The 18,685-nt window shown below is 47.6% G+C and carries 14 protein-coding genes and 1 pseudogene; 8 read left to right on the plus strand and 7 right to left on the minus strand.

What is annotated here, in order from left to right; translation table 11 throughout:
• Positions 1-130: 130 nt before the first annotated feature.
• Positions 131-2,191, minus strand: coding sequence for an iron uptake porin (locus QUA07_RS13375; RefSeq protein WP_333325848.1), 2,061 nt, complete (start codon positions 2,189-2,191; stop codon positions 131-133).
• Between the two features lie 1,207 nt (positions 2,192-3,398).
• Here QUA07_RS13375 and QUA07_RS13380 point away from each other — a divergent pair.
• Together QUA07_RS13380 and QUA07_RS13385 are read left to right on the plus strand one after the other, a co-directional pair.
• Complete coding sequence (locus QUA07_RS13380) at positions 3,399-5,009, plus strand: glycosyltransferase family 39 protein (RefSeq protein ID WP_333325851.1); 1,611 nt, start codon at positions 3,399-3,401, stop codon at positions 5,007-5,009.
• A gap of 9 nt (positions 5,010-5,018) precedes the next feature.
• Positions 5,019-5,966 carry a hypothetical protein gene (locus QUA07_RS13385; protein WP_333325853.1) on the plus strand — a complete coding sequence of 316 codons (948 nt, stop codon included), beginning with the start codon at positions 5,019-5,021 and terminating at the stop codon, positions 5,964-5,966.
• A 54-nt stretch (positions 5,967-6,020) separates the two neighbouring features.
• Here the strand turns inward: QUA07_RS13385 and QUA07_RS13390 are convergent, their stop codons facing one another.
• Complete coding sequence (locus QUA07_RS13390; RefSeq protein ID WP_333325856.1) at positions 6,021-8,108, minus strand: hypothetical protein; 2,088 nt, start codon at positions 8,106-8,108, stop codon at positions 6,021-6,023.
• Positions 8,109-8,235: 127 nt separating this feature from the next.
• Positions 8,236-9,759, minus strand: coding sequence for a CHAT domain-containing protein (locus tag QUA07_RS13395; protein WP_333325859.1), 1,524 nt, complete (start codon positions 9,757-9,759; stop codon positions 8,236-8,238).
• A gap of 296 nt (positions 9,760-10,055) precedes the next feature.
• Between QUA07_RS13395 and QUA07_RS13400 the strand changes: the two genes are divergently transcribed.
• The 4 genes from QUA07_RS13400 to QUA07_RS13415 all read left to right on the plus strand — a co-directional run bounded on the left by QUA07_RS13400 (position 10,056) and on the right by QUA07_RS13415 (position 14,712).
• Positions 10,056-10,202, plus strand: coding sequence for a hypothetical protein (locus tag QUA07_RS13400; RefSeq protein WP_333325861.1), 147 nt, complete (start codon positions 10,056-10,058; stop codon positions 10,200-10,202).
• Between the two features lie 493 nt (positions 10,203-10,695).
• Positions 10,696-12,648, plus strand: coding sequence for an FAD-dependent oxidoreductase (locus QUA07_RS13405; protein WP_333326035.1), 1,953 nt, complete (start codon positions 10,696-10,698; stop codon positions 12,646-12,648).
• A gap of 307 nt (positions 12,649-12,955) precedes the next feature.
• Positions 12,956-13,642 carry a methyltransferase domain-containing protein gene (locus QUA07_RS13410; protein WP_333325864.1) on the plus strand — a complete coding sequence of 229 codons (687 nt, stop codon included), beginning with the start codon at positions 12,956-12,958 and terminating at the stop codon, positions 13,640-13,642.
• On the plus strand, positions 13,642-14,712 hold the full coding sequence (locus tag QUA07_RS13415; protein ID WP_333325866.1) for an aromatic ring-hydroxylating dioxygenase subunit alpha: 1,071 nt from the start codon (positions 13,642-13,644) through the stop codon (positions 14,710-14,712). Before QUA07_RS13410 ends, QUA07_RS13415 begins: the two co-directional genes overlap by 1 nt.
• Positions 14,713-14,952: 240 nt before the next feature.
• Here QUA07_RS13415 and QUA07_RS13420 read toward each other — a convergent pair whose 3' ends face one another.
• Positions 14,953-15,426 (minus strand): hypothetical protein, encoded by a 474-nt coding sequence (locus QUA07_RS13420; protein ID WP_333325869.1) that lies wholly within the window; start codon positions 15,424-15,426, stop codon positions 14,953-14,955.
• A 148-nt stretch (positions 15,427-15,574) separates the two neighbouring features.
• On the opposite strand from QUA07_RS13420, the pseudogene QUA07_RS13425 reads away from it, so the two are divergent.
• Both QUA07_RS13425 and QUA07_RS13430 read left to right on the plus strand, forming a co-directional pair.
• Positions 15,575-15,923 (plus strand): annotated as a pseudogene (locus QUA07_RS13425) (type II toxin-antitoxin system RelE/ParE family toxin).
• On the plus strand, positions 15,895-16,290 hold the full coding sequence (locus QUA07_RS13430; RefSeq protein WP_333325871.1) for a transcriptional regulator: 396 nt from the start codon (positions 15,895-15,897) through the stop codon (positions 16,288-16,290). Before QUA07_RS13425 ends, QUA07_RS13430 begins: the two are co-directional and overlap by 29 nt.
• A 15-nt stretch (positions 16,291-16,305) precedes the next feature.
• On the opposite strand, the gene coaBC is transcribed toward QUA07_RS13430, so the two are convergent.
• The 3 genes from coaBC to QUA07_RS13445 form a co-directional block, all read right to left on the minus strand.
• Complete coding sequence (coaBC, locus tag QUA07_RS13435) at positions 16,306-17,505, minus strand: bifunctional phosphopantothenoylcysteine decarboxylase/phosphopantothenate--cysteine ligase CoaBC (RefSeq protein WP_333325874.1); 1,200 nt, start codon at positions 17,503-17,505, stop codon at positions 16,306-16,308.
• Between the two features lie 290 nt (positions 17,506-17,795).
• Positions 17,796-18,008, minus strand: a complete 213-nt coding sequence (isiD, locus tag QUA07_RS13440; protein ID WP_006632739.1) for a protein IsiD — start codon at positions 18,006-18,008, stop codon at positions 17,796-17,798.
• Between the two features lie 45 nt (positions 18,009-18,053).
• Positions 18,054-18,677, minus strand: a complete 624-nt coding sequence (locus tag QUA07_RS13445; RefSeq protein WP_333325876.1) for an alpha/beta hydrolase — start codon at positions 18,675-18,677, stop codon at positions 18,054-18,056.
• Between the last annotated feature and the right edge of the window lie 8 nt (positions 18,678-18,685).

Raw genomic sequence — 18,685 nt, forward strand, 5'->3', positions numbered from 1 at the left:
AAACTTATGCTTCGCCGAACTTGAATCACCCATCAATTGCGATCGTGATTTTCCCTAACTTATTCAGCAAGCCCTAAATAAAAGCGGCAGTCGCCTGCCGCTTTTAGCTGTAACTAGATGTCTGGGAACCTTAGAAACTAAAGGTAGTACGGAGGAGTCCGACCCAGATATCGTCGTTGTTGTTGTTGTGTTCGGGATTCAGAATCACGTAAACGCCCGGTGTCACTGAGATAAAGTCATTGACTTGGAAGCGATAGAAACCCTCTAAGTGATAAGAGGTGTTGCGATTTCTAGCGACATCACTCTCAGTAACTTTTGGCGGTACACCGAAGACAAAACCGAGGACGTTGCCTTGTCGGGCAAAATCTCCCAGGGCCACAGTTATAGCACCATTCTGGATAGTAGCGTCATTGTTGCCACCCCGCAGTTGTTCAGCCTTCGTATAACCGTACCAACCGCCAATCTGAAAGCGACTGCTGGGTTTGAAATTAACTTGCACCCCATAGTTATCTGATGCGGTGGGTGATTGATCGAAGGGTCGGTTAGCCAAGGCACTGCCGACGCCGCCCATGAGGCTAACATCGCCTGCCCGATTGTATTTCCGGGTGTAAGTCAAGCCCAAGTCAAACGGTCTGCTAAAAAAGCCGATCTGACCCAGAGCGCTGAAAGAACCATCGAAAACGCCCCTGCCGTCTGCTGGGTTGGGAGCATCGCCGTCGCCCGCCAGATAGCCCGCGGTAGCTCGGAGGCTGCCCAAGTTGAAACTCACACTTGCGCCTGCTCCCTGTGGCCCGCGGAATACGGCCGGGTTGCGAACTCCAAATCTGGAAAGTGAACCGCTACTCGTAGAGTTACCAAAGGTAGAAGCCTGGTCTGCAATTTCATCTAGGTCAAGTCCTTTAGGACCGACAAAGACTGTAGCTTTACCCATGGGGAAACGATAGTACACTTCGTCTAGTGTGAATTGGCTGCCGTCATCGCCGTCAAAGGCCAAGCGAGCCATGTTGGTACCGGTAGCCGTGGCTCTGTCGTAGCGGGCGGTGTTGACTGCTTGCAAGCGGGTTCTGAGCAAGTCTCGACCGGTGAAGCTGGTGTTGAAGTTCAACCGCACCCGGTAGCCGAAGTTGGTGACAGTTTCGTCGTCCTCAAGGTTGGTACCATCTCCGACGAAGGTGTCGCTGACGGCAAAAATGGCTTCTCCAGCCAATTTGGTGGTGGTGGAGAACTGGTTGGCTTCGAGTTCTGCGGTGCGAGCTTCTAGGCCGTCTACTCGTCCGCGCAGGGTAGCGAGTTCGGCTGCAAATTCTTCTTGCAGGCGTTGCAAGATGGCTAAGTCGTCTCGGGTAACCAAGTTACCTGTTGACCCAATGAGTTGGGTTATGCTGTCTAAGCAAGCGTTGACGCCGGCTGCAAATTCGTAGCGAGTCAGGGCGCGGTTGCCGCGGTAGGTGCCGTCGGGATAACCTACGATACAACTGTAGCGTTCGACTAGGGATTGCAGGGCTTGGAATGCCCAATCTGTGGGGCGCACGTCGGAGAGCTGAGTGACTGATGTCACCTGGGACATGGTTCCCGACGGTTGGGCCGGCAGCGCTTGGGGAGCAACAGGGACGATGGGGCCCCCCATTCCGGCGGCTGGTGTCTGAGCAATTTCTACCTTAGTAGCTGGGGTAGTAGCTGGGGTGCTGGCGACTGCTGGCACTTCAATTTTCCCAGGGGTTTCTGTCTGGCTGATTTGCTCTGCCAAGTCTGATGCTTGGGGCGAGGATTCGGCTGCGCCTGCCGCTGCTAGGGGTTCAGTCGCTGCTGCGCTGGCCGGAGCGATTGGGGCTGCTAACCCGATGTCGCTCCCTGGTGTTTGCAGTGTTGTTTGCAGTGCTGCTGCGCTGGTTTCTGGTTCGATTGAGGCGATTTTTTCAGCGTCTGCTTCGTTAACGACCGGGGTTTGGGCCGCTTCGACGCTGCTGTTTAAAGCCAGGTTTTCTGGGGCAGCAGGGGCTGCTGCAACTGGTTCTGCAACTATTTCTCCAACTATTTCTGCAATTTTTGACTCAGATGACTGAGCTGTAGCTAGTTGGTTGGCTTCAGGGGTTGCGGTCGCTTCTGCGGCGATCGCAGTGGCACTCATGACTGATGATAGCCCCAGAATTGCCGGGGATACTAGCAGTAAATTCCAAAAAGTTCTGTTCATTTTCCTCACACCTTCACACTCTATTCAACTCGACGAGCAGCAATTCCCAACTGCTATTTTTTGTGGTTGCTTGCCTGTTGACAATAATTGCCAAAATAGAACCTATCCATAACTGTTGATTCACTGTTGATTCACAGTAGGCGTGTCTACTTCTGCTTGAACGTAGGGGGCCCACCCCTTATACCGCCCCGGCATCAATTCAGGTCAAGCCCACATTACATTACAGTTGATTATACCATCACGTGCTAATTTCATCTCTCGATCGCCCGACTTGCTTGAGTTGCTCTACGGGCGATCGACAACTGGTTCTACGGGTTCGACCACAATCTGCCTCTAACTGACAACTGCCCAGCGTCCTCGGTTACGCCAGACTTAACAGACAGTTATAGGTAGGATTGTGGCTGCTTGTCGCATCCCTTATACAGCTTTATATCTTATAATGTCAAGCTTTTTAACCTAACTTTAAACCTCGCGACCCGGCATGGGCTATTTTCCCGCCAGGAGTGGGGAATTGAGACCTAAAGGCTGGTAGATTTACCCGATCCAAACCAAAGTTCAGGCTTGACCAATGTTGGTTTTTTGATGCCCGCTGCCACCGGGACTTGCCAGGACGATCGCCATTTTTGAGACTAACCGTCGGCGGGTTTAATTTCCCGCTACTTTAACACAATTTTTTTGCGGTCTGGCAGCAGCAGCCGACTGAATCCCTGTTAGCTGAAATTATAGTTTTGTGGCCTCGCTGTCTTGGGTTTGACAACCAGTTATTTTTTTGGTACAGCCTCGGGATCTCAAAGCACATTTTCTCTGTGATTTATGCCACTGCCAAAGATATCCCCTCAATAATCCGGGATAAATCGCTCAACGATGCACCTCAAATGACGCAAAATCCTTCCTGAGTGGGTAGTCCGCCCCGAATTATGGAGCGGATACTGGCAAAGTATCCATTGATTCTCCGGGCGTCCAGGACGCATCAACCGAGTTTGAGGAATGCAAATACTTCCTTTTAGGCGATCGAAGTTAAAAAACCGGGTTTATGAGAGTAAGGAGTGCATCCAAGACGGTTTTAATTTGCTAAGAACACAAGTAAATGCCGTAAGTTATGGGAGGGCGATCGAACAACCTGTAGATTGGGCAATGCACTCGCTCTTTCTATGGTATGTTAAATTGACGCGTACAATCTATATTTTTTACACCATCTCTGACTGGGATGAAAAGAGAACTGCGGCTGTTAGTAGTGGTATTATTGCTATTAGGATTTTTCTTTCGCTTCGTCAACATCGACAAAAAGTTTTATTGGTACGATGAAGTATTTACTTCCCTGCGGATTTCTGGATACACGCAAACAGAAGTCCTTCGTGAAATAAGCAGCGGTCAGTTAGTAGCACCAAAAGATTTAATGAAATATCAGCGCCTCAATGCGATCAAAAATTTTGGCGATACTGTTAAAAGTTTGGCAATAGAAGAACCTCAACTGCCACCACTGTATTTTCTGGCAGTCAAGTGTTGGGCAAAACTATTCGGTGATTCTCCTGCAGCGACAAGAAGTTTCTCAGTTTGGATGAGTTTGTTAACGTTTCCTTGCCTGTACTGGCTGTGCCGGGAATTGTTTGCATCGCCGGAAGTGGCGTGGATAGCCGTGGGATTGCTAGCAGTTTCTCCCTTGCACGTGCTTTACGCTCAAGAATCACGTCCCTACAGTTTGTGGTCGGCGCTGATTTTGCTTTCTTGTGCGTCTCTGCTGCGAGCACTGCGGCTGCAAAATAAGCTGAGTTGGAGCATTTACTCAGTAGCAAATATTATGGGATTTTACACTCATTTATTTAGTCTGTTAGTGGGGTTAGGACATGGATTTTATATCTTAGGAACTCAAGGTTTTACGTCGAATAAAAAACTACTGAGTTACTTGATCGCAATTGCCGTGTCCTTGCTAGCATTTCTGCCTTGGATGGTAATTTTAATGGTAAATAAAAGTGCAGCTTCCGGGGCAACAAGTTGGGCCAATCTAGAAATTCAGAGGCTATCTTTAGTTAAGAATTGGGCCGGAAATATCGGTCGCGTTTTTTGGGATTTCGGACTAACTTCTAATGCGATATCCGTAGATATTATTGGTTTAGTGGCAGCGACTTTAATTTTATTGACAATCGTAGGGTATGCAGTTTATTTTCTGTGTTCGGAGACGAAGAAACAGGTTTGGCTGTTTGTGGTGACGGTGATGGCGGTGACAGCACTGGCACTCGTGCTGCCGGATGTTATATTGGGAGGAATCCGATCGACTAAAGCTCGCTACCTATTTCCGACTTATTTGGGGATGCAAATCGCTGTGGCTTACCTGTTAGCGACTAAAATTACCGCGCTGGGCGTGCCAAGCTGGAAACGGCAAATGTGGAAAGTTTTGACAGTTGTACTGTTAACGGGCGGGGTGCTGTCGAATGCCGTTAGTTCTCAAGCCGAGACTTGGTGGACTAAGGAATGGGGCCGGGAAAATCCCGAAATTGCTCGCAGGATCGATCGTGCCCCAAAGCCGCTGCTTGTCAGTGATATCTCGGAAGTCAGTCTGGGAAATATACTGTCAATGAGTCATATGTTACAACCGAAAGTGCGGCTGCAATTGGTGTTGCTTGACCCGAAAGCGCGCCGTCGAGCTCAGTTGTTTGACAGACCAACTATACCCAATATTCCTAGCGGTTTTAGTGATGTTTTTGTCTACGGGCGATCGCAGAAGTTTAGTGCTAAGCTGGCTAAAATGCAAAACTTGAAAATCGAGCTGCTTTCAGAACAAAAAACCGAAACGCTGTGGCTAGGCAAGTTAGTAAAATAGTGAGGGTTTATGGAAGATTTTGGTGTTATTATTGCTTGCTGCGACCAAGATTATTTGTTGGCAAAGGGTTGCTGTGCTAGCATCCGATATTTCCTGGGAGATGTTCCCATCTGCCTGTTGATTGACGGTACGTTTTCCGTGAGTCCCCTAGAAAAAGTTTACGGAGTGCGCGTCATTAATCACGATACCGTCTCTGAGCCACTTCTGAGAAAAAGAAGCTTTGGTTGGGGAAAAAGTCATATGATTCCCTTTTGGGAAAGTCCTTGGCAAAATTTTCTCCTGATGGATGCAGATACAATTGTTTGGGGAGATGTCCTCAAATTGGCTAATTTTGAAGACTTCGACTTTATTATTGACCAGCCTTGTTACGATTACTCGGATGCGGATATCACGGAATTTTTCTTTGACATTCCAGGAGTCGAAAAGTATTTTCCAGATTTTCGTTGGCAAGACTATCGCTCTCGCTATGTCTGTCCAGGCACATTCTTTGGGAAACGAGGTGTTTTCAGCTTAGAGGAGTATAGAAAGATTCTGGATTTTAATGATGAACATCCAGACATATTTAAGTATGGAGACATGGGCTTTTTTAACCTGATGGTCTTCCGCGCCGCTCAAGAAGGCAAACTGCGGGTGCAGAATGTGGATATGCAGTTGTTGGTGCCGGATTTTGACCAGGATTTGCTAAGAAAGCAGTTTCCGGTGGAAGAAAGCGGGCCTGCGGGCGATCGTACTCAGGGGACGGTGATTCACTGGTGCGGCCCGAAGCCTACTTTATCTAGTCGGAAAGTTTACTCGGAACCGATGAATTTTTGTCGCCGCAAGTGCCAGGAAGATGTTTGGAACCGCACGGGTTTGGCTGCCGAGATGTCGCTGCAAGTTGAGGATTTACAGCGATTGATCTACGTGTATAAGAATAAGTTTAAGAAGAAGTTTCGGCAGTTGGCGGGAACTAAGTAAGATTTTTTAACCGCAGATGTTAGCGGATGAACGGGGATGCACGGGGATTTGAGCTTACCCTTCGAGGGGCAAACTTGGCCCGGCTGGGGGTAAAACTTGGCGGTGAACGCTTATTTTGTGGCTTTCCCGCTGAGTTTGCATTTCGACGGCGATCGCCTCAAATTCGACTTCCATGCAGCCGTAGGGAATCTCTAACTCGACACTTGCTCGCACATTTCCCAACCCGTTAGATTTAAATTCGGTAATCCAGCGGGGCCCGTCGAGAATCAGGTAGGTTTGTCGATCGTACACCCAAACTTTTACATAAATCCGGGGCATTAATTCCGGCAGTTGCACTTGCACTTTTACAGCCTGGCCCGCGATGATTTCGGCGCGCGGCAATTCCAAAACCGGCATCGGTACTAACTCGTCTTCTGGCAAAACGTAGGGAGTTGGGGGATTTACTTCTGCTACGACAGTTGCGGTTTTTTGAGCAACTTGTTTTGGTTGCGGGGGCTCGTCAAAAACCACAAATTCTCTGGCTTCCGGGCTAGTGGATTGGGGATCGGAAATTGTTTCGCTGGTTTCGGGTTGCTGCTGGGTTGGGCTACTTTCTTCCACAACGGCAATTTCGTCGCTGCTATTTGCGGCGGCTGCTGGAGTTGGTGACAGGGTGGTTGCTTTCAGCCAGTCGGAGGATTCGCCGTTGCTGGCTAGGGAACTCAGTCGCGACCAAAATCGACTTTCGACGTTTAAGGTTTGAAATGCCTGTTTTGTGGGTGCTGGCGGGGTTTCTGGGGCTGTTGTTTCTCGTTGGGGGATGTTTTCGGGTTTTTGGTCGATCGCTCCGATTTCGGCTGTTTGAGCGGGATTTGGGATGTCTGAGGGTTTGGTTTGTGGGTCGATCGACTCTGGGGCAGTTTGAGGCGAATTGGAGATTTCTGAGAGCAATTGCGATCGGCTGCTGTCGGGCAGTTTGTTACCGAAGGCGGGCAATTCTAAACCGCCTGCACTTGGGGTGTGACGCGAAGCCAGTAGAGGGGGTAGGGCTTCAGTGGTTGGGACTTCGGCGGGGGAGGGAGGGTCTAAGGATTTTTCTACTAGCTTGAGGAAGGATATATTTTTGGCGCTTCCAGACGGTTTTGAGGCTGTTGGGGAGGGTTCAGCTTGATGCTTTTCTTCGATGAAATTGTCTTTAATTTCCTGTAGAAGGTGCTCTAAACGAGCTGTAATTGTGAATAGTTTGGTGGCTAGGGTGACGCCGCCGCTGCTGAGAATTGCTTCTCCTAAAATTAGGCGGCTTTTGCACTCGGTTGGGATGTAGGTGACGCAGGCAAAGATGCAGGGGGGAACTTGTTCTGGCATCGGCTGCTGGATTTCTGCGAGAATTTTTGAGGTTTGGGGGTCGCGCAGGTAAATTTGCAGTTGTGCTGAACCGATGAGTTGTTTGAGTTCTAGCGCTTCGGATTCGGGGATGAGAGTTGCTGTTTTTCTGCTTGGTTGCGGGTGTTGGGGAATGTCGATTTTGCCGGAAATGATTAAGGGGCGACCGAGTTGGGTGACGAAGGTTTCTTGATCGAGGACGAGTTCGAGTTTGACGCCCGGTTTGGGTTCGGGGGTTTGGGGAATTGGGAATTGGTAGATTTTGGTCTGCTGCGGTGCCTCAGCGGCTGCTGGGATTTGGGTTGCTGCGGGGCGATCGACCGGTGCTGCGATTTGTGCTGCTGGGCGATCGACCGGTACTGCGATTTGTGGGGCTGCGGTGGAAGCAGCAGGTTCGATTTGGTCGATCGGCGGTAGGGGTTCGGAGGTTTCCGATTCTGCGGGCAATACTTCCAACTGAACGCCGTACTGCCAAGGTTTTAGTGGTGTTGCTTTGGGATCTGGCAAGCAGGAGAGTTCCCACAGTCCGGGTTTGAGCCTGGTGTAGGGAATGATCACGACTAATCCTTCGGGGTTGGTGCGGGCCGATCGGCTTTGGACTTTCCGCTGCGCCCCTTGGTCGAAGGAAGTATGGGTAACGCGAATTTCGATGTCGGTGTTGGGGTGCTGAATGCGAGCAACCACGCGGTATTTACCTTCTAGAATTTCCACGTCGGAGGTTTCTAGGGGCAACCAGGCGCGATCGCCTTCTTTCTGTAGCAAAAATTCTAATTTTTTCATCTTTCTTTCCCCTTGAAGGCTCCCGCTTGATTCGTCACAGGTTGGTGGTGGTTGGTTGAGCGACAGCTACAGATATTAAATTACTTATGTTTTATAGCCTATCACCAGTTTCGGTCAAGAGGCCCACTTACCAAGGACTGCCGATAATGCTGAAAGCTGCCCAATAATACGGATGGGATAAATCTTTGCTGTCGAGTTTGGGGATGGACGGGGGCAAGGGAATGTCGCCTCGCGCACTTCGCAGTTGACCGCCTTCGATCGTCACTTTGCCTTCGATCGCGGCAATTTGTGCTTGCCGCATTGCTTCAGCTTTAATGATTGGAGGGTCGTTTGGCCTGCGGATTTTTAACTGCTGGTAAAATTCTGTCATCAGGGCGAGAGTGCCCGCATCGCTGACGTACCACAGGCTGGCGAGGGCTGATTTTGCTCCCGATTGCAGTGCTAAACCTGCAAATCCGAGTTCTGCTTCTTTGTCTCCCAAGGCGGTTCTACAGGCGCTTAATACTAATAGTTCGAGGGGCGGATTGTTCCATTTTAAATCTCTCATTTGATCGAGACCGAGTTGGGTGTCCCAAAATTGAATGTAGGAGTTATTTGGGGTTCCGGGGCGGAATTCGGCGTGGGTGGCAAGGTGGATGATTCCGTATCTTTGTTGCAGTCGCTGGGATTGCAAGTTTACTATGGTGAAATCTTCGTTGAGAAAGGATTGACCGGGCCACTGTCGGGCGATCGCGCCTAGTTCTAATGGAACTGCTGGCAGCGGTTCTTTGTTCGCCGTTTCTGCGAAATCTGATGCTCCCATTGCTAGGACTTTCACGTTTCTGAGGTCGGTGTAATTGCTGTCTGTGAGTTTGAAGGCGGGGATGCGGGAGAGGCTGTATTTTTGGATCAAAAATTGCTTTCCGTCGTGCATTGCTGCTAGGGGTACGGTTCGCAAACCTGCGCCGACGCAGAACAGCAAGGTTTCAATTTTTGCTGTTTGCAAATCTGTTTCTAGGGGTGCAACTATCCATTTGTAGAGTTGTTGGGCTGGTTCTAGATAGGTGGTGGTGTTGATTTTTACGGGGTTGGTGATTTCGCTGCTGAATTCTTGGACTACTGAGAGCAGTTTCTCTTGTTTGGCTTCCGGGACGCTGCGGAGAATGGGCGGGCGATCGGGCAATATTAAGATTAATTCTAGTTGGTCGGTGCGTGGGATAGCGTAAATTAAAGCAGGTTTTTTCTTGGTTTGAACTGCTAGCCGGGAGAGAGTTTTTGATATTGCTTCGGCGGTTTTAGCACGGCCCTCAAAGTCTTGTTCAAAGTATTTTTGATAGTCTTCTTCCCAGTTTTCTTCGATTCGGGTTACGGCTTCGGTGAGGTTTCCCCGATCGAGCAAATTTCTCATTTCTTGCCCGTTAAGCCCGCCCTGGCCTGTGTTTTGAGCAATTGTAGCGAGGTTCGCGGTACTCCAGCAGAAAAATATTGCTGTCAAACAGTAAAAAATAGCTTTTTTAATTTTTTTCTGAGTCGTGTGTTTTTGGCGTTGCTGCTGGGATTGGTAGTGCATGATTTTGGGGCGGTTAATAGCGCCGTTGGCGGCAGCAGTTGGCAAAAGTTTGGATGTGGGTGAATTTTGACTGTGCTGGCGATCGCGGCACAACTCTAGCATTCAAGACCAACCCCAAATATCTACCGTAGGGTGTGGATACCAGCACCAACCGACTCCCCGCACCAAGAAATGCACGATTTATGTAAAAGTTTGTAAATTATGCAGGGGTTTTGCATAAACAGGACTTACGCAAAAACCCGGTTTCTTCAAGTCAGTCCTATTTTTTACATAGCAGCCAGGTACATTTAACTGAGATGTTGCACCATTCTCAATAATCCTTTTATGAACAGGCTTTTCGGCCTGTTCCACAAAAAAATAATCTTTTGTGGAACGGGCCGGAGAGCCCGTTCTTAAGAATGGTGCAAGATGTGAGTTTAAGCGGCATTAGCTATACGGGCGTCTTTGAATTTTTGTGGCACATCCGCACTTCTCAGGTTGCATCGAGTTTTGTCTTGGTATTAAGTGAGGAATACCCTGCATCGATCGCCGATATATTGAGTTAGCTCAGTAGATATATTCTCTGTATTTACTTATTTTAAAATAGTTAAGTTTTTTCGCGCCAACTTACTTAAAGCTCGACTGATTAATTGTTTTGCCTTGGATATCTGCTCGGTTATTTCGTACAATTCGCCGAGACTGCCTTTGGCCTAAGATTTGACCTGACAATCTCCTAGTTTTTTAGCATCATTGGCGGCGGTTGCCAAGAGTTGATCAACATAAATAAAAACACTTAATTATTTAGAGGATTTTACGCGATGCGGTCGATCGCTTTTTCCTTGTTGATTCTTGCTTCTCTGCTAGATAACTAAAGCCTTATTTTTTCCACTATACATTGTGTGCGATCGAACTTGGCACGGTGCGTTAGCGAAGCCCTCGAAGAGGATCGCGATCCGATTGGGGGATGTGTCTTAGTATTTCTTCACATATCCTGATTTCGGTCTATGATATATGCCTTATGGCGTATTTGTGTTTAAAGCCCGTTACCGCGTACCGCTGATGAGTCAATCAACCAATTCACCGCTATCCCAACCAGTTTCTCGAAGAACCGCCCTCAAATTCCTCGGAGTCGGTGCCGCAGGCGGGCTGCTGGGCTACTCTCGGTTTTCCAAGCCAGAGCCCGCCGTTTTTGTGCAAGATTCTCTTGACTTGCCGCGAATGCTGAATAACCGCAAAACCGTTGCAGTTGTAGGCGCAGGCTTGGCCGGGCTCGCCTGTGCTTACGAACTCTCCCAGCGGGGTTTCGCCGTAACATTACTCGACAAATCGCCCCAACTCGGCGGCAAAATTGCGAGTTGGCCGATACAAGTCGGGAACGAAACTTTTATGATGGAACACGGTTTCCACGGTTTTTTTCCGCAATACTACAACCTCAAAAGTGTTGTTGAAGAACTAGAAATTACCGATAATTTTGTATCTTTAGAATCCTACGCCGTTGTGTTTCGAGACGGCAAATACAAACCCGAAGTTTTCCGTCCCAACCATTCAGCTTTTCCCTGGAATATAGTTGATTTGGGGATATCTTCTCCTAATCGGCTCAAGTGGGGAATCAATCTGACAAAACCTGCTCACTGGGAAGTCTTTCGAGAAATAGGCGGTTTTCAAACTCAAAAAACTTTCGCTCGCCTCGACAATATATCCGTTGCCGACTGGGTAAAAGGTGAATTCCCGCGCGGACTTTATGACTTGTATTTTCTGCCTTTTGCCAAATCCAGCCTCAACGCTCCCGACGAATTGAGCGCGGGAGAATTAATGCAATTTTTCCACTTTTACTTTTTCGGAAATCCAGAGGGTTTGGCCTTCAACGGCACGCGGCAAGATATGGGCACGAGTTTGGTGCAGCCTATTGCCAGATCCATTGAAAGCAAAGGCGGCAAAGTATTGACAGATGTCGCAGTCAGTGAGATTCGCTGGGAAAACGGCAAGATTGATTCTCTGAGTTACCAGTCTGGAGACGTGCAAAGTAAAATACCTTTTTGGGTGAAGCGAAACGCGCTATTAACTGACAGCAACTCTACCGAATATTTCGGCGCTGGGGACAGGGTATTTGCCGCCGCACCGTCGGGAAAAGAGGCAATTTCTCTGAGCTGCACTCACCAAGGCTGCACAGTTCAGAAACAAAACGACGGTCAATTTCACTGTCCTTGTCACGGGGCCGTTTTTGATGCCGAAGGACGAGTTGTCAGTGGGCCTGCTCAGCGGGATTTGCCTCGATTTAAGGTAGTAGATGAAAAAGCAGATGAAATACAGTTAGTAGCAGCGGTTAAGCAATCGCAGCCGCAAAATTTGGCGGAAACATTGAAGGCTGATTACTATGTTTTTGCGGCGGATGTTCCGGGGATGCAGCATTTGTTTAGTTTGGCCAGCGGTGAGGTAAATCCGCAGGTGCAGAGCCGGATAGAGAGCTTAAAAATAGCAGATCCGTTTGCGGTGGGCCGTTTTTGGTTCGATCGCGAATTTCCCTGGGAACACAGCAATTTCAGTTCGCTTTCCGGCTACAAACTGACTGACAGCATTACGCTTTACCACCGAATTCAGGATCAGTTCATCGAATGGAATCAGAAAACTGGCGGTAGTGTAGTGGAACTGCACGCTTATTGTTACAAGGAGAAAGAATTTCCGAACCAGGAAGTTTTACTGGCTACTTTTGAGCAAGAATTGTACGAAATTGTACCGGAATTAAAAGAGGCAAATGTGCTGCACCGGGAATTGGTAAATCAAAAGAATTTTTCTGGATATCCGCCCGGTAGTTATGCGGAACGCCCGGAGACTTGCTGCGCTGTACCTAATCTTTTGTTTGCGGGAGATTGGGTGAAAATGCCGTTTCCTTGCGGTTTAATGGAAAGGGCAGTGAGCAGCGGTTTGTTGGCAGCTAATGCTATTTTATATCAAGAGGGTTTGCAGAGGCGATCGCTCTTGACGGTGAATCCCGAAGGCGTGTTAAAAATCTAAGCTTGGCAGCGGGGGCGGGTTTTATCAATCGTCAATTATCGGCTGCTATTCTCGGTAAAACCCGCCCCCAGCCATACCATTTTAGATTGTAGATTTGAGATTTGAGATTTTAAGGAATGAGAATGACTGATTCAATAAGGGTTTAGAGGTTTCCTACAGTTACATTCTTTTGTTAAGATGAGTTACGGTTTGTGGGTGTGGTTTCGCTGAGGAGAAAAGGCAGAGCTTGCGAACAAAAAAAATATCTGCGTTGAGGGGGGTGGATATGCGGTTAAAATATTATTGAATGAGTATAAAGCAATAATAGATGCTGAATAGTAACTGCAAAATTGGTAATAAATCTGTAATGTTTGATGCTTTTGCAACAGAATACGATTTCGCCGCCACCTTGCAAAACCAGAACGATTTCTTTACTAACAACCTATCGACCAGCAAAGGTGCAGCATTAGATATTGGCTGCGGTTCTGGAATTCTTGCTTTTGAATTAGCCCAGTATTACGATAATGTTGTCGCCGTCGATTTGTCAGCAAAGATGCTGGCGATCGCCAGTCAAAAACGTTCCGCTCCCAATATCGAATACATCCAAATGGATGCCAGTCAATTAGCGCTCGATCGCCAATTTGATTTAATAGTTAGTGCTGCTACTTTTCACCACCTGCCCAACCTCCCCGCAGCCCTCGATGCAATAAAAAAAATGTTAAAGCCCCACGGAAAAATCGTTTTTTTAGATAATATTTCGGAAGTCGAAACACCTGCTACAATAGGCTACATATTAGGTGCTGCGAGAGATTTTAGACCCGACTGTTCCACCTACGGATTTCGCAATGCTTTAAGATTATTAAAATTTCGATTGTCCCCTGGGTGGTTGAAGCATTTAGCTAGCGATAGGTATTTGTCAGAACGGAGATTTAGAAAAATTTACGGTCGTTGCTTTCCAGGCTGTTATTTTGTAAAATTGGGTTGTTTTATGGGCGTAATTTGGGAACATTTGTAATGCAAAACAACGCGATAAAATCGGAATCTGCAAGGGAACAAAAAACTCACATCCGCCAGTTGGGCATTAATCTCGATCGGTGGTATGCGATCGCCCGCAGCAGCGAGGTGCAAACTCAGCCCGTCGCTGCGAAAATCTGGAATCGGGCGATCGTACTTTTCCGCGACAGTGCAGGTAAAATCAACGCTTTAGAAGATAGATGTCCCCATCGGCAAGTTAAACTCAGCCACGGCAAAGTTAAAGGCGATTTAATCGAATGTGCTTACCACGGATGGCGGTTAAATGCAAGGGGAGAATGCGCCGAAGTCGATTATTTAGCAGAAAACCAAAAGCTACCTAACTGCAAAATTCGCTCCTATCCCGTCCAGGAAAAAAACGGTTTTATCTGGCTGTTTCCCGGCGACGAAACCCCAGCCGAAAAAACTAATTTACTGGATTTGCCAGAGTGGGAACATCTCAATTATATTGCCACAGTTTCAGTCATCGACTGTCAGGCACACTATTCATTTTTAATTGAAAACTTGATGGATATGTACCACGGACACTTGCACGATGATTGGCAAGCTTGGGCAAATCCGGTGTTAGATACTTTAGAAGAAAACGAGCATCAAGTAACTGCTCGCTATCAGGCACAAAGTTATTACAAAATAGATAAAATTTGGTCAATTTCTCAGTTATTTTTTAAATCTCTGCGCCGACTGCACCCGGAACCGCTGGAGGTGAGTTATGTTTACCCGCACTGGGTTTCAACTTTGGGGAGCGACTTTAAAATTTACTGCTTGGTTTGTCCGGTGAGCGAGACGGCAACTCGGGCTTATTTAATTCATTTTACCTCATTAAATGCGTTTTGGCGGCTGCACAAATTGCCTGTATGGTTTCGCCGGTTTATCAAAGATAGTTGTTTCGGTGCTGCTCAAAAATTATTAGATGGTTTGGTGCGGCAGGATGTGTTAATGATTGAGGAAGAACAGCAGGCTTTTTTGCAGAATTCAGAAAGAAAGAGTTACGAATTAAATCGAGCTTTAGCCAGCGTGCAAAAGTTGATGAGAAGTCAGGCAGAAAATGAATAATTCAGTCGCAGAGTCCAAGCTGCACAGGTTAATATGTATATTTCACAAAAATCAGGGAAGTATAAGCGAGGAAAATTCGGCTAGTCCTGAACGCAGAAATTGTATTTGGATGCGCTAGGATTTAGACTAAAAGTTACTTTAAAAGAAGATGAATTGGCGGGGAATAAAACCCAGCGCAATTCATCTGCGTTAATCCGCGTGCATCAGCGGTAAAAAAATCTAAATCCCGCAGCAAAAACCTTACTTTTTAGGCCGCTGCTGCTGGTAAACGCTGACAACCTTATCCGCATAAGTAGCAGTTGCGCCACTTTTGCAAGCTGCGGAGTCCCCAGTCATCCACCAGCAAGCGGCGCGGCGTACAGCGGTTAATTCATTGCTGCTGCTAGCTTTGTATTCGTCGCGCAGCAAATCGCCCACGATACAGGTAACAATTGATTTGGCTTTTGTCGCGTCGGCCTCAAATTGTTGGGGTGTTAAATCTTGTTTGGTACAGAATTTTGCCCAGCGGGAAATATTCCCTGGCAAAACTTGCCACTGACTGTACATTCCGTCATTTGCTGCTTGTGGCGGGGCGGCTTGTCGCATTGCTTCTACGAGGGCGGAAACTTGTGCGTCGGTGACTGCTTGCGCTGTGGCTGGAAGTGATTGCAATCCGAGGCTAATTATCAGGCTGCCGAATAGTAGATTGGTTTTTGCGATCGATTTAAAATTCATTCACAATCCCCTGTTTGATGTAAAGTTTATTCCCTCAAACAAGGTTTACTATTTTGTCGATCGAATACCTCTGTCTTAAGTATGATTTGCTTGTTGAATGGACTGTCGATCGCCCTTACGATAGAAATTGTTAATCAAGTACGATAAAATCAGGGAAGTACAACCCAGGGAAATTAGACGTTACACTACAGCAGAGGGTAGGGCACCATTCGCCGAGTGGCTTGATGCCCTCCGCGATCCGAATGTTAGAGTTAGAATCAAATCTAGGCTTGACCGAAGTTGAGCAAGGTAATCTCGGAGATTTCAAGTCAGTGGGACAATGAGTTTTTGAACTCAGAATTAGTTATGGCCCGGGCTACCGCGTCTACTTCGGACAAGTCGGCTTGATAATTGTGGTCATCCTCATAGCTGGGGATAAAAGCACCCAAGAACAGGACATTCGACAAGCTATAGAATACTGGACAGATTATGAAAAACGTGAAAGCACCGACAAGTGATAGCTACCGCGAGTACCTAATTGAATCTCTCAAAGAGCCGGAAGAAGCTGCTGGTTTTATCGGCGCTATCTTGGAAGAAAAAGACCCTGAACCCGCACTTTTGAGAAATGCCATCCGAAAGGTGATTGAGGCTCGAATCAGGATGAATGCTCTTTCGGAGTCAGCAAAAGAACATCACGAAAAACTCGACAAGATGCTGACTGAAAGCGGCGGTTTGGAAATTTACAGCTTTGTAGAATTGCTCGAAGCATTAGGATTTAAACTAGAAATTACTGTCGCAGATACTGAGTTGTCGGCTGACTCGAAATCAACGGATTTTGGGGAATCAGAATTATCGCCCGAACCAGTAGTAATTAATCCCAGTTAATGAGTAATCGCGCCCTCACCCTTCCCTCACAAAATCTAACAAACGATGAGCCATTTCAAGCTTGCTGCAAGGTGCTATTTCTACTTGCTTGCCGGCGGCATTAATTAATATTGCTTGATTGGTATTGCTGCCGAAACCTGCACCTATTTGATCGATCGGGTTTGCGGCAATTACATCCAGTTTCTTTGTCCGCAATTTCTCCAAAGCAGGCTTGACAATATCGCCAGTTTGTGCTGCAAAGCCGATTAATTTTTGGTGCGGCTGTTTCAATTTTCCCAACTCTGCCACAATATCCGCTACCGGTGCCAACGGTAAACAATTCGGGAGCGATCGCTTGGGCAGTTTCTCACTACTGTACTCAGCCGGCTTCACATCCGCTACCGCCGCCGCCATCACTGTCAAATCCGCCTCGTGAAAGCATTGCAGCATCGCCTGCCGCATTTCTTCTGCACTCGCAACTGCGATCGCCCGCACACCTGAGAGCGGCAATTCGCCAGTTATACTGTGTACCAGCGTCACTGTCGCGCCGCGGTGCTGTGCAGCTTGCGCCAAAGCTATACCCATTTTGCCCGTGGAAGGATTGCCAATAAACCGCACCGGATCGAGGTGTTCCCGCGTTCCTCCCGCACTGATTAACACCCGAAGGCCCGCTAAATCTCGATCGCCCTTCGCATACAACAGCGATTCAATATGAGGCAAAATCTCACCAGGTTCTGCCATCCGGCCGACACCCGCGCGATCGCACGCCAGCATTCCCGCCCCCGGATTCGCAGCATGATAGCGCCCATAACTCAACACTTCACGCCAATTCCGCTGCACCGCCGGCTGTTCCCACATATCCGTATTCATCGCCGGTGCCAGCAAAATTGGGCAATTAGAAGCTAAGACAGTATTAGTCAACAAATTATCAGCAAAACCCCCCGCCAACTTAGCTAAAGTATTAGCCGTCAGGGGAGCAATAACAAAAACTTCCGCCCATTCTCCCAGTTGAATATGCAGGGGGCGCCCGTGACTTGCTTGCCAAAAATCTTTGTCAGTAAAAGCAGGATGGCGGCACAGAGTAGCAAAAGTCAAAGGCGTTACAAACTCCCCGGCGGCATCAGTAAGAATAACTTTAACTTCCGCTCCAGCTTTCGCTAAAGTTGAAACTACTTCGCAAACTTTATAAGTTGCAATCCCGCCGCTAACCCCGATTAAAATTCGTCTGCCCTTCATGATTTTTGGTAATACAGCAACCTTCGAGGTTATGAGAACTTGAGGAATTCCTGAAACCATTGCGGAGAATTGCCCGATCGCATCTCCTCATTCTTTCTTCCTTCTTCCTTCTTCCTCATTCTTTCTTCCTTCTTCCTTCTTCCTTCTTCCTTCAGCCATAAAAAAGAATCAAGAAAGAAATTAAGATAAAAACAGACTACAATCCCTAATTCATCTGTTTAATCCGCAACAAAATATGCTGCTAACTTCTTCCTCAATTCCGTCGAAAATTTTGAGCTAGATTTTTCAGTCTATGCTTCGTCGTAGGCTTCCATATCCAGAAGGTGGAGATAAGGTTCAACCAGCTCCGGCCGCTGAAAAGCAAGCGATCGCAACAAATGCCAATCATTCAATCCCTCAAAAGGATCTGTATAATCGTCAACTTCCAAACGGACAGCCAATTCTGCCACGTCCTGAGAAGTAAGTACAGCTATATCGCGCGATGCTTTGGTTAAAGTTTTCATTTTTTTCCCCTGCCCGAGACTTCCGCCATACTATATACTAAACCTTTAATCAGATTTCGACACAGTTTCTACAACAAAACTTCGCATTACCTCTATAACTTCCGGCAGAATCTCGTGTCCCATGTTAAATTCTTGATACTGCACCGCAGCTCCCCAAGCCGTCAAACTCTCGCGCGATCGCACAGCAGCACTAACAGGCACAATAGTATCTTGAGTACCGTGTACGATTAAAACAGGTGGCAAAACACTCCCCGCAACTGGCGAAATCTGGTGTAAATAACCACTCAGACAAATTAAACCAGCTAGGGGCAAAGTCAATCCCACATCTAGAGTCATCGCTCCGCCTTGAGAAAAGCCGCCTAAAATCGTGCGAGACAAAGGCACGCCCGTGGTGCTTTCCAAAGACAGCAAAAATTCCCTCAGCAATTGCCGGCTTTCTACCAATCCCTGAGCGTCTTTGCTTTGAAGGTTATACCACGCTTTGCCGCTCGTTACTTGGGGATGGGGGAACGGGGCATCGGGAAACAGAAACTGATAATCCGGCAAATTGAAAAAGGGTGCTAAGGAAGTCAAATCGCGAGCATTAGCACCCCATCCGTGCAAAGCGACAATCAAAGCGACAGGTTTGCGATCGGTTTTTGGCGGAATGCTAATAAATTGTAAAGACATCGTAGTTA

The sequence above is a fragment of the Microcoleus sp. T3_A4 genome, from assembly GCF_036700465.1.
Taxonomy (GTDB): domain Bacteria; phylum Cyanobacteriota; class Cyanobacteriia; order Cyanobacteriales; family Microcoleaceae; genus Microcoleus.

Coding starts and splice junctions, on each gene's coding strand:
- QUA07_RS13400 (WP_333325861.1), top strand. CDS start 10,056: ATGGTGCAAGATGTGAGTTTAAGCGGCATTAGCTATACGGGCGTCTTT.
- QUA07_RS13430 (WP_333325871.1), top strand. CDS start 15,895: ATGAAAAACGTGAAAGCACCGACAAGTGATAGCTACCGCGAGTACCTA.
- QUA07_RS13375 (WP_333325848.1), bottom strand. CDS start 2,191: ATGAACAGAACTTTTTGGAATTTACTGCTAGTATCCCCGGCAATTCTG.
- QUA07_RS13410 (WP_333325864.1), top strand. CDS start 12,956: ATGCTGAATAGTAACTGCAAAATTGGTAATAAATCTGTAATGTTTGAT.
- QUA07_RS13445 (WP_333325876.1), bottom strand. CDS start 18,677: ATGTCTTTACAATTTATTAGCATTCCGCCAAAAACCGATCGCAAACCT.
- QUA07_RS13405 (WP_333326035.1), top strand. CDS start 10,696: ATGAGTCAATCAACCAATTCACCGCTATCCCAACCAGTTTCTCGAAGA.
- QUA07_RS13380 (WP_333325851.1), top strand. CDS start 3,399: ATGAAAAGAGAACTGCGGCTGTTAGTAGTGGTATTATTGCTATTAGGA.
- QUA07_RS13385 (WP_333325853.1), top strand. CDS start 5,019: ATGGAAGATTTTGGTGTTATTATTGCTTGCTGCGACCAAGATTATTTG.
- isiD (WP_006632739.1), bottom strand. CDS start 18,008: ATGAAAACTTTAACCAAAGCATCGCGCGATATAGCTGTACTTACTTCT.
- QUA07_RS13390 (WP_333325856.1), bottom strand. CDS start 8,108: ATGAAAAAATTAGAATTTTTGCTACAGAAAGAAGGCGATCGCGCCTGG.
- QUA07_RS13415 (WP_333325866.1), top strand. CDS start 13,642: ATGCAAAACAACGCGATAAAATCGGAATCTGCAAGGGAACAAAAAACT.
- coaBC (WP_333325874.1), bottom strand. CDS start 17,505: ATGAAGGGCAGACGAATTTTAATCGGGGTTAGCGGCGGGATTGCAACT.
- QUA07_RS13420 (WP_333325869.1), bottom strand. CDS start 15,426: ATGAATTTTAAATCGATCGCAAAAACCAATCTACTATTCGGCAGCCTG.
- QUA07_RS13395 (WP_333325859.1), bottom strand. CDS start 9,759: ATGCTAGAGTTGTGCCGCGATCGCCAGCACAGTCAAAATTCACCCACA.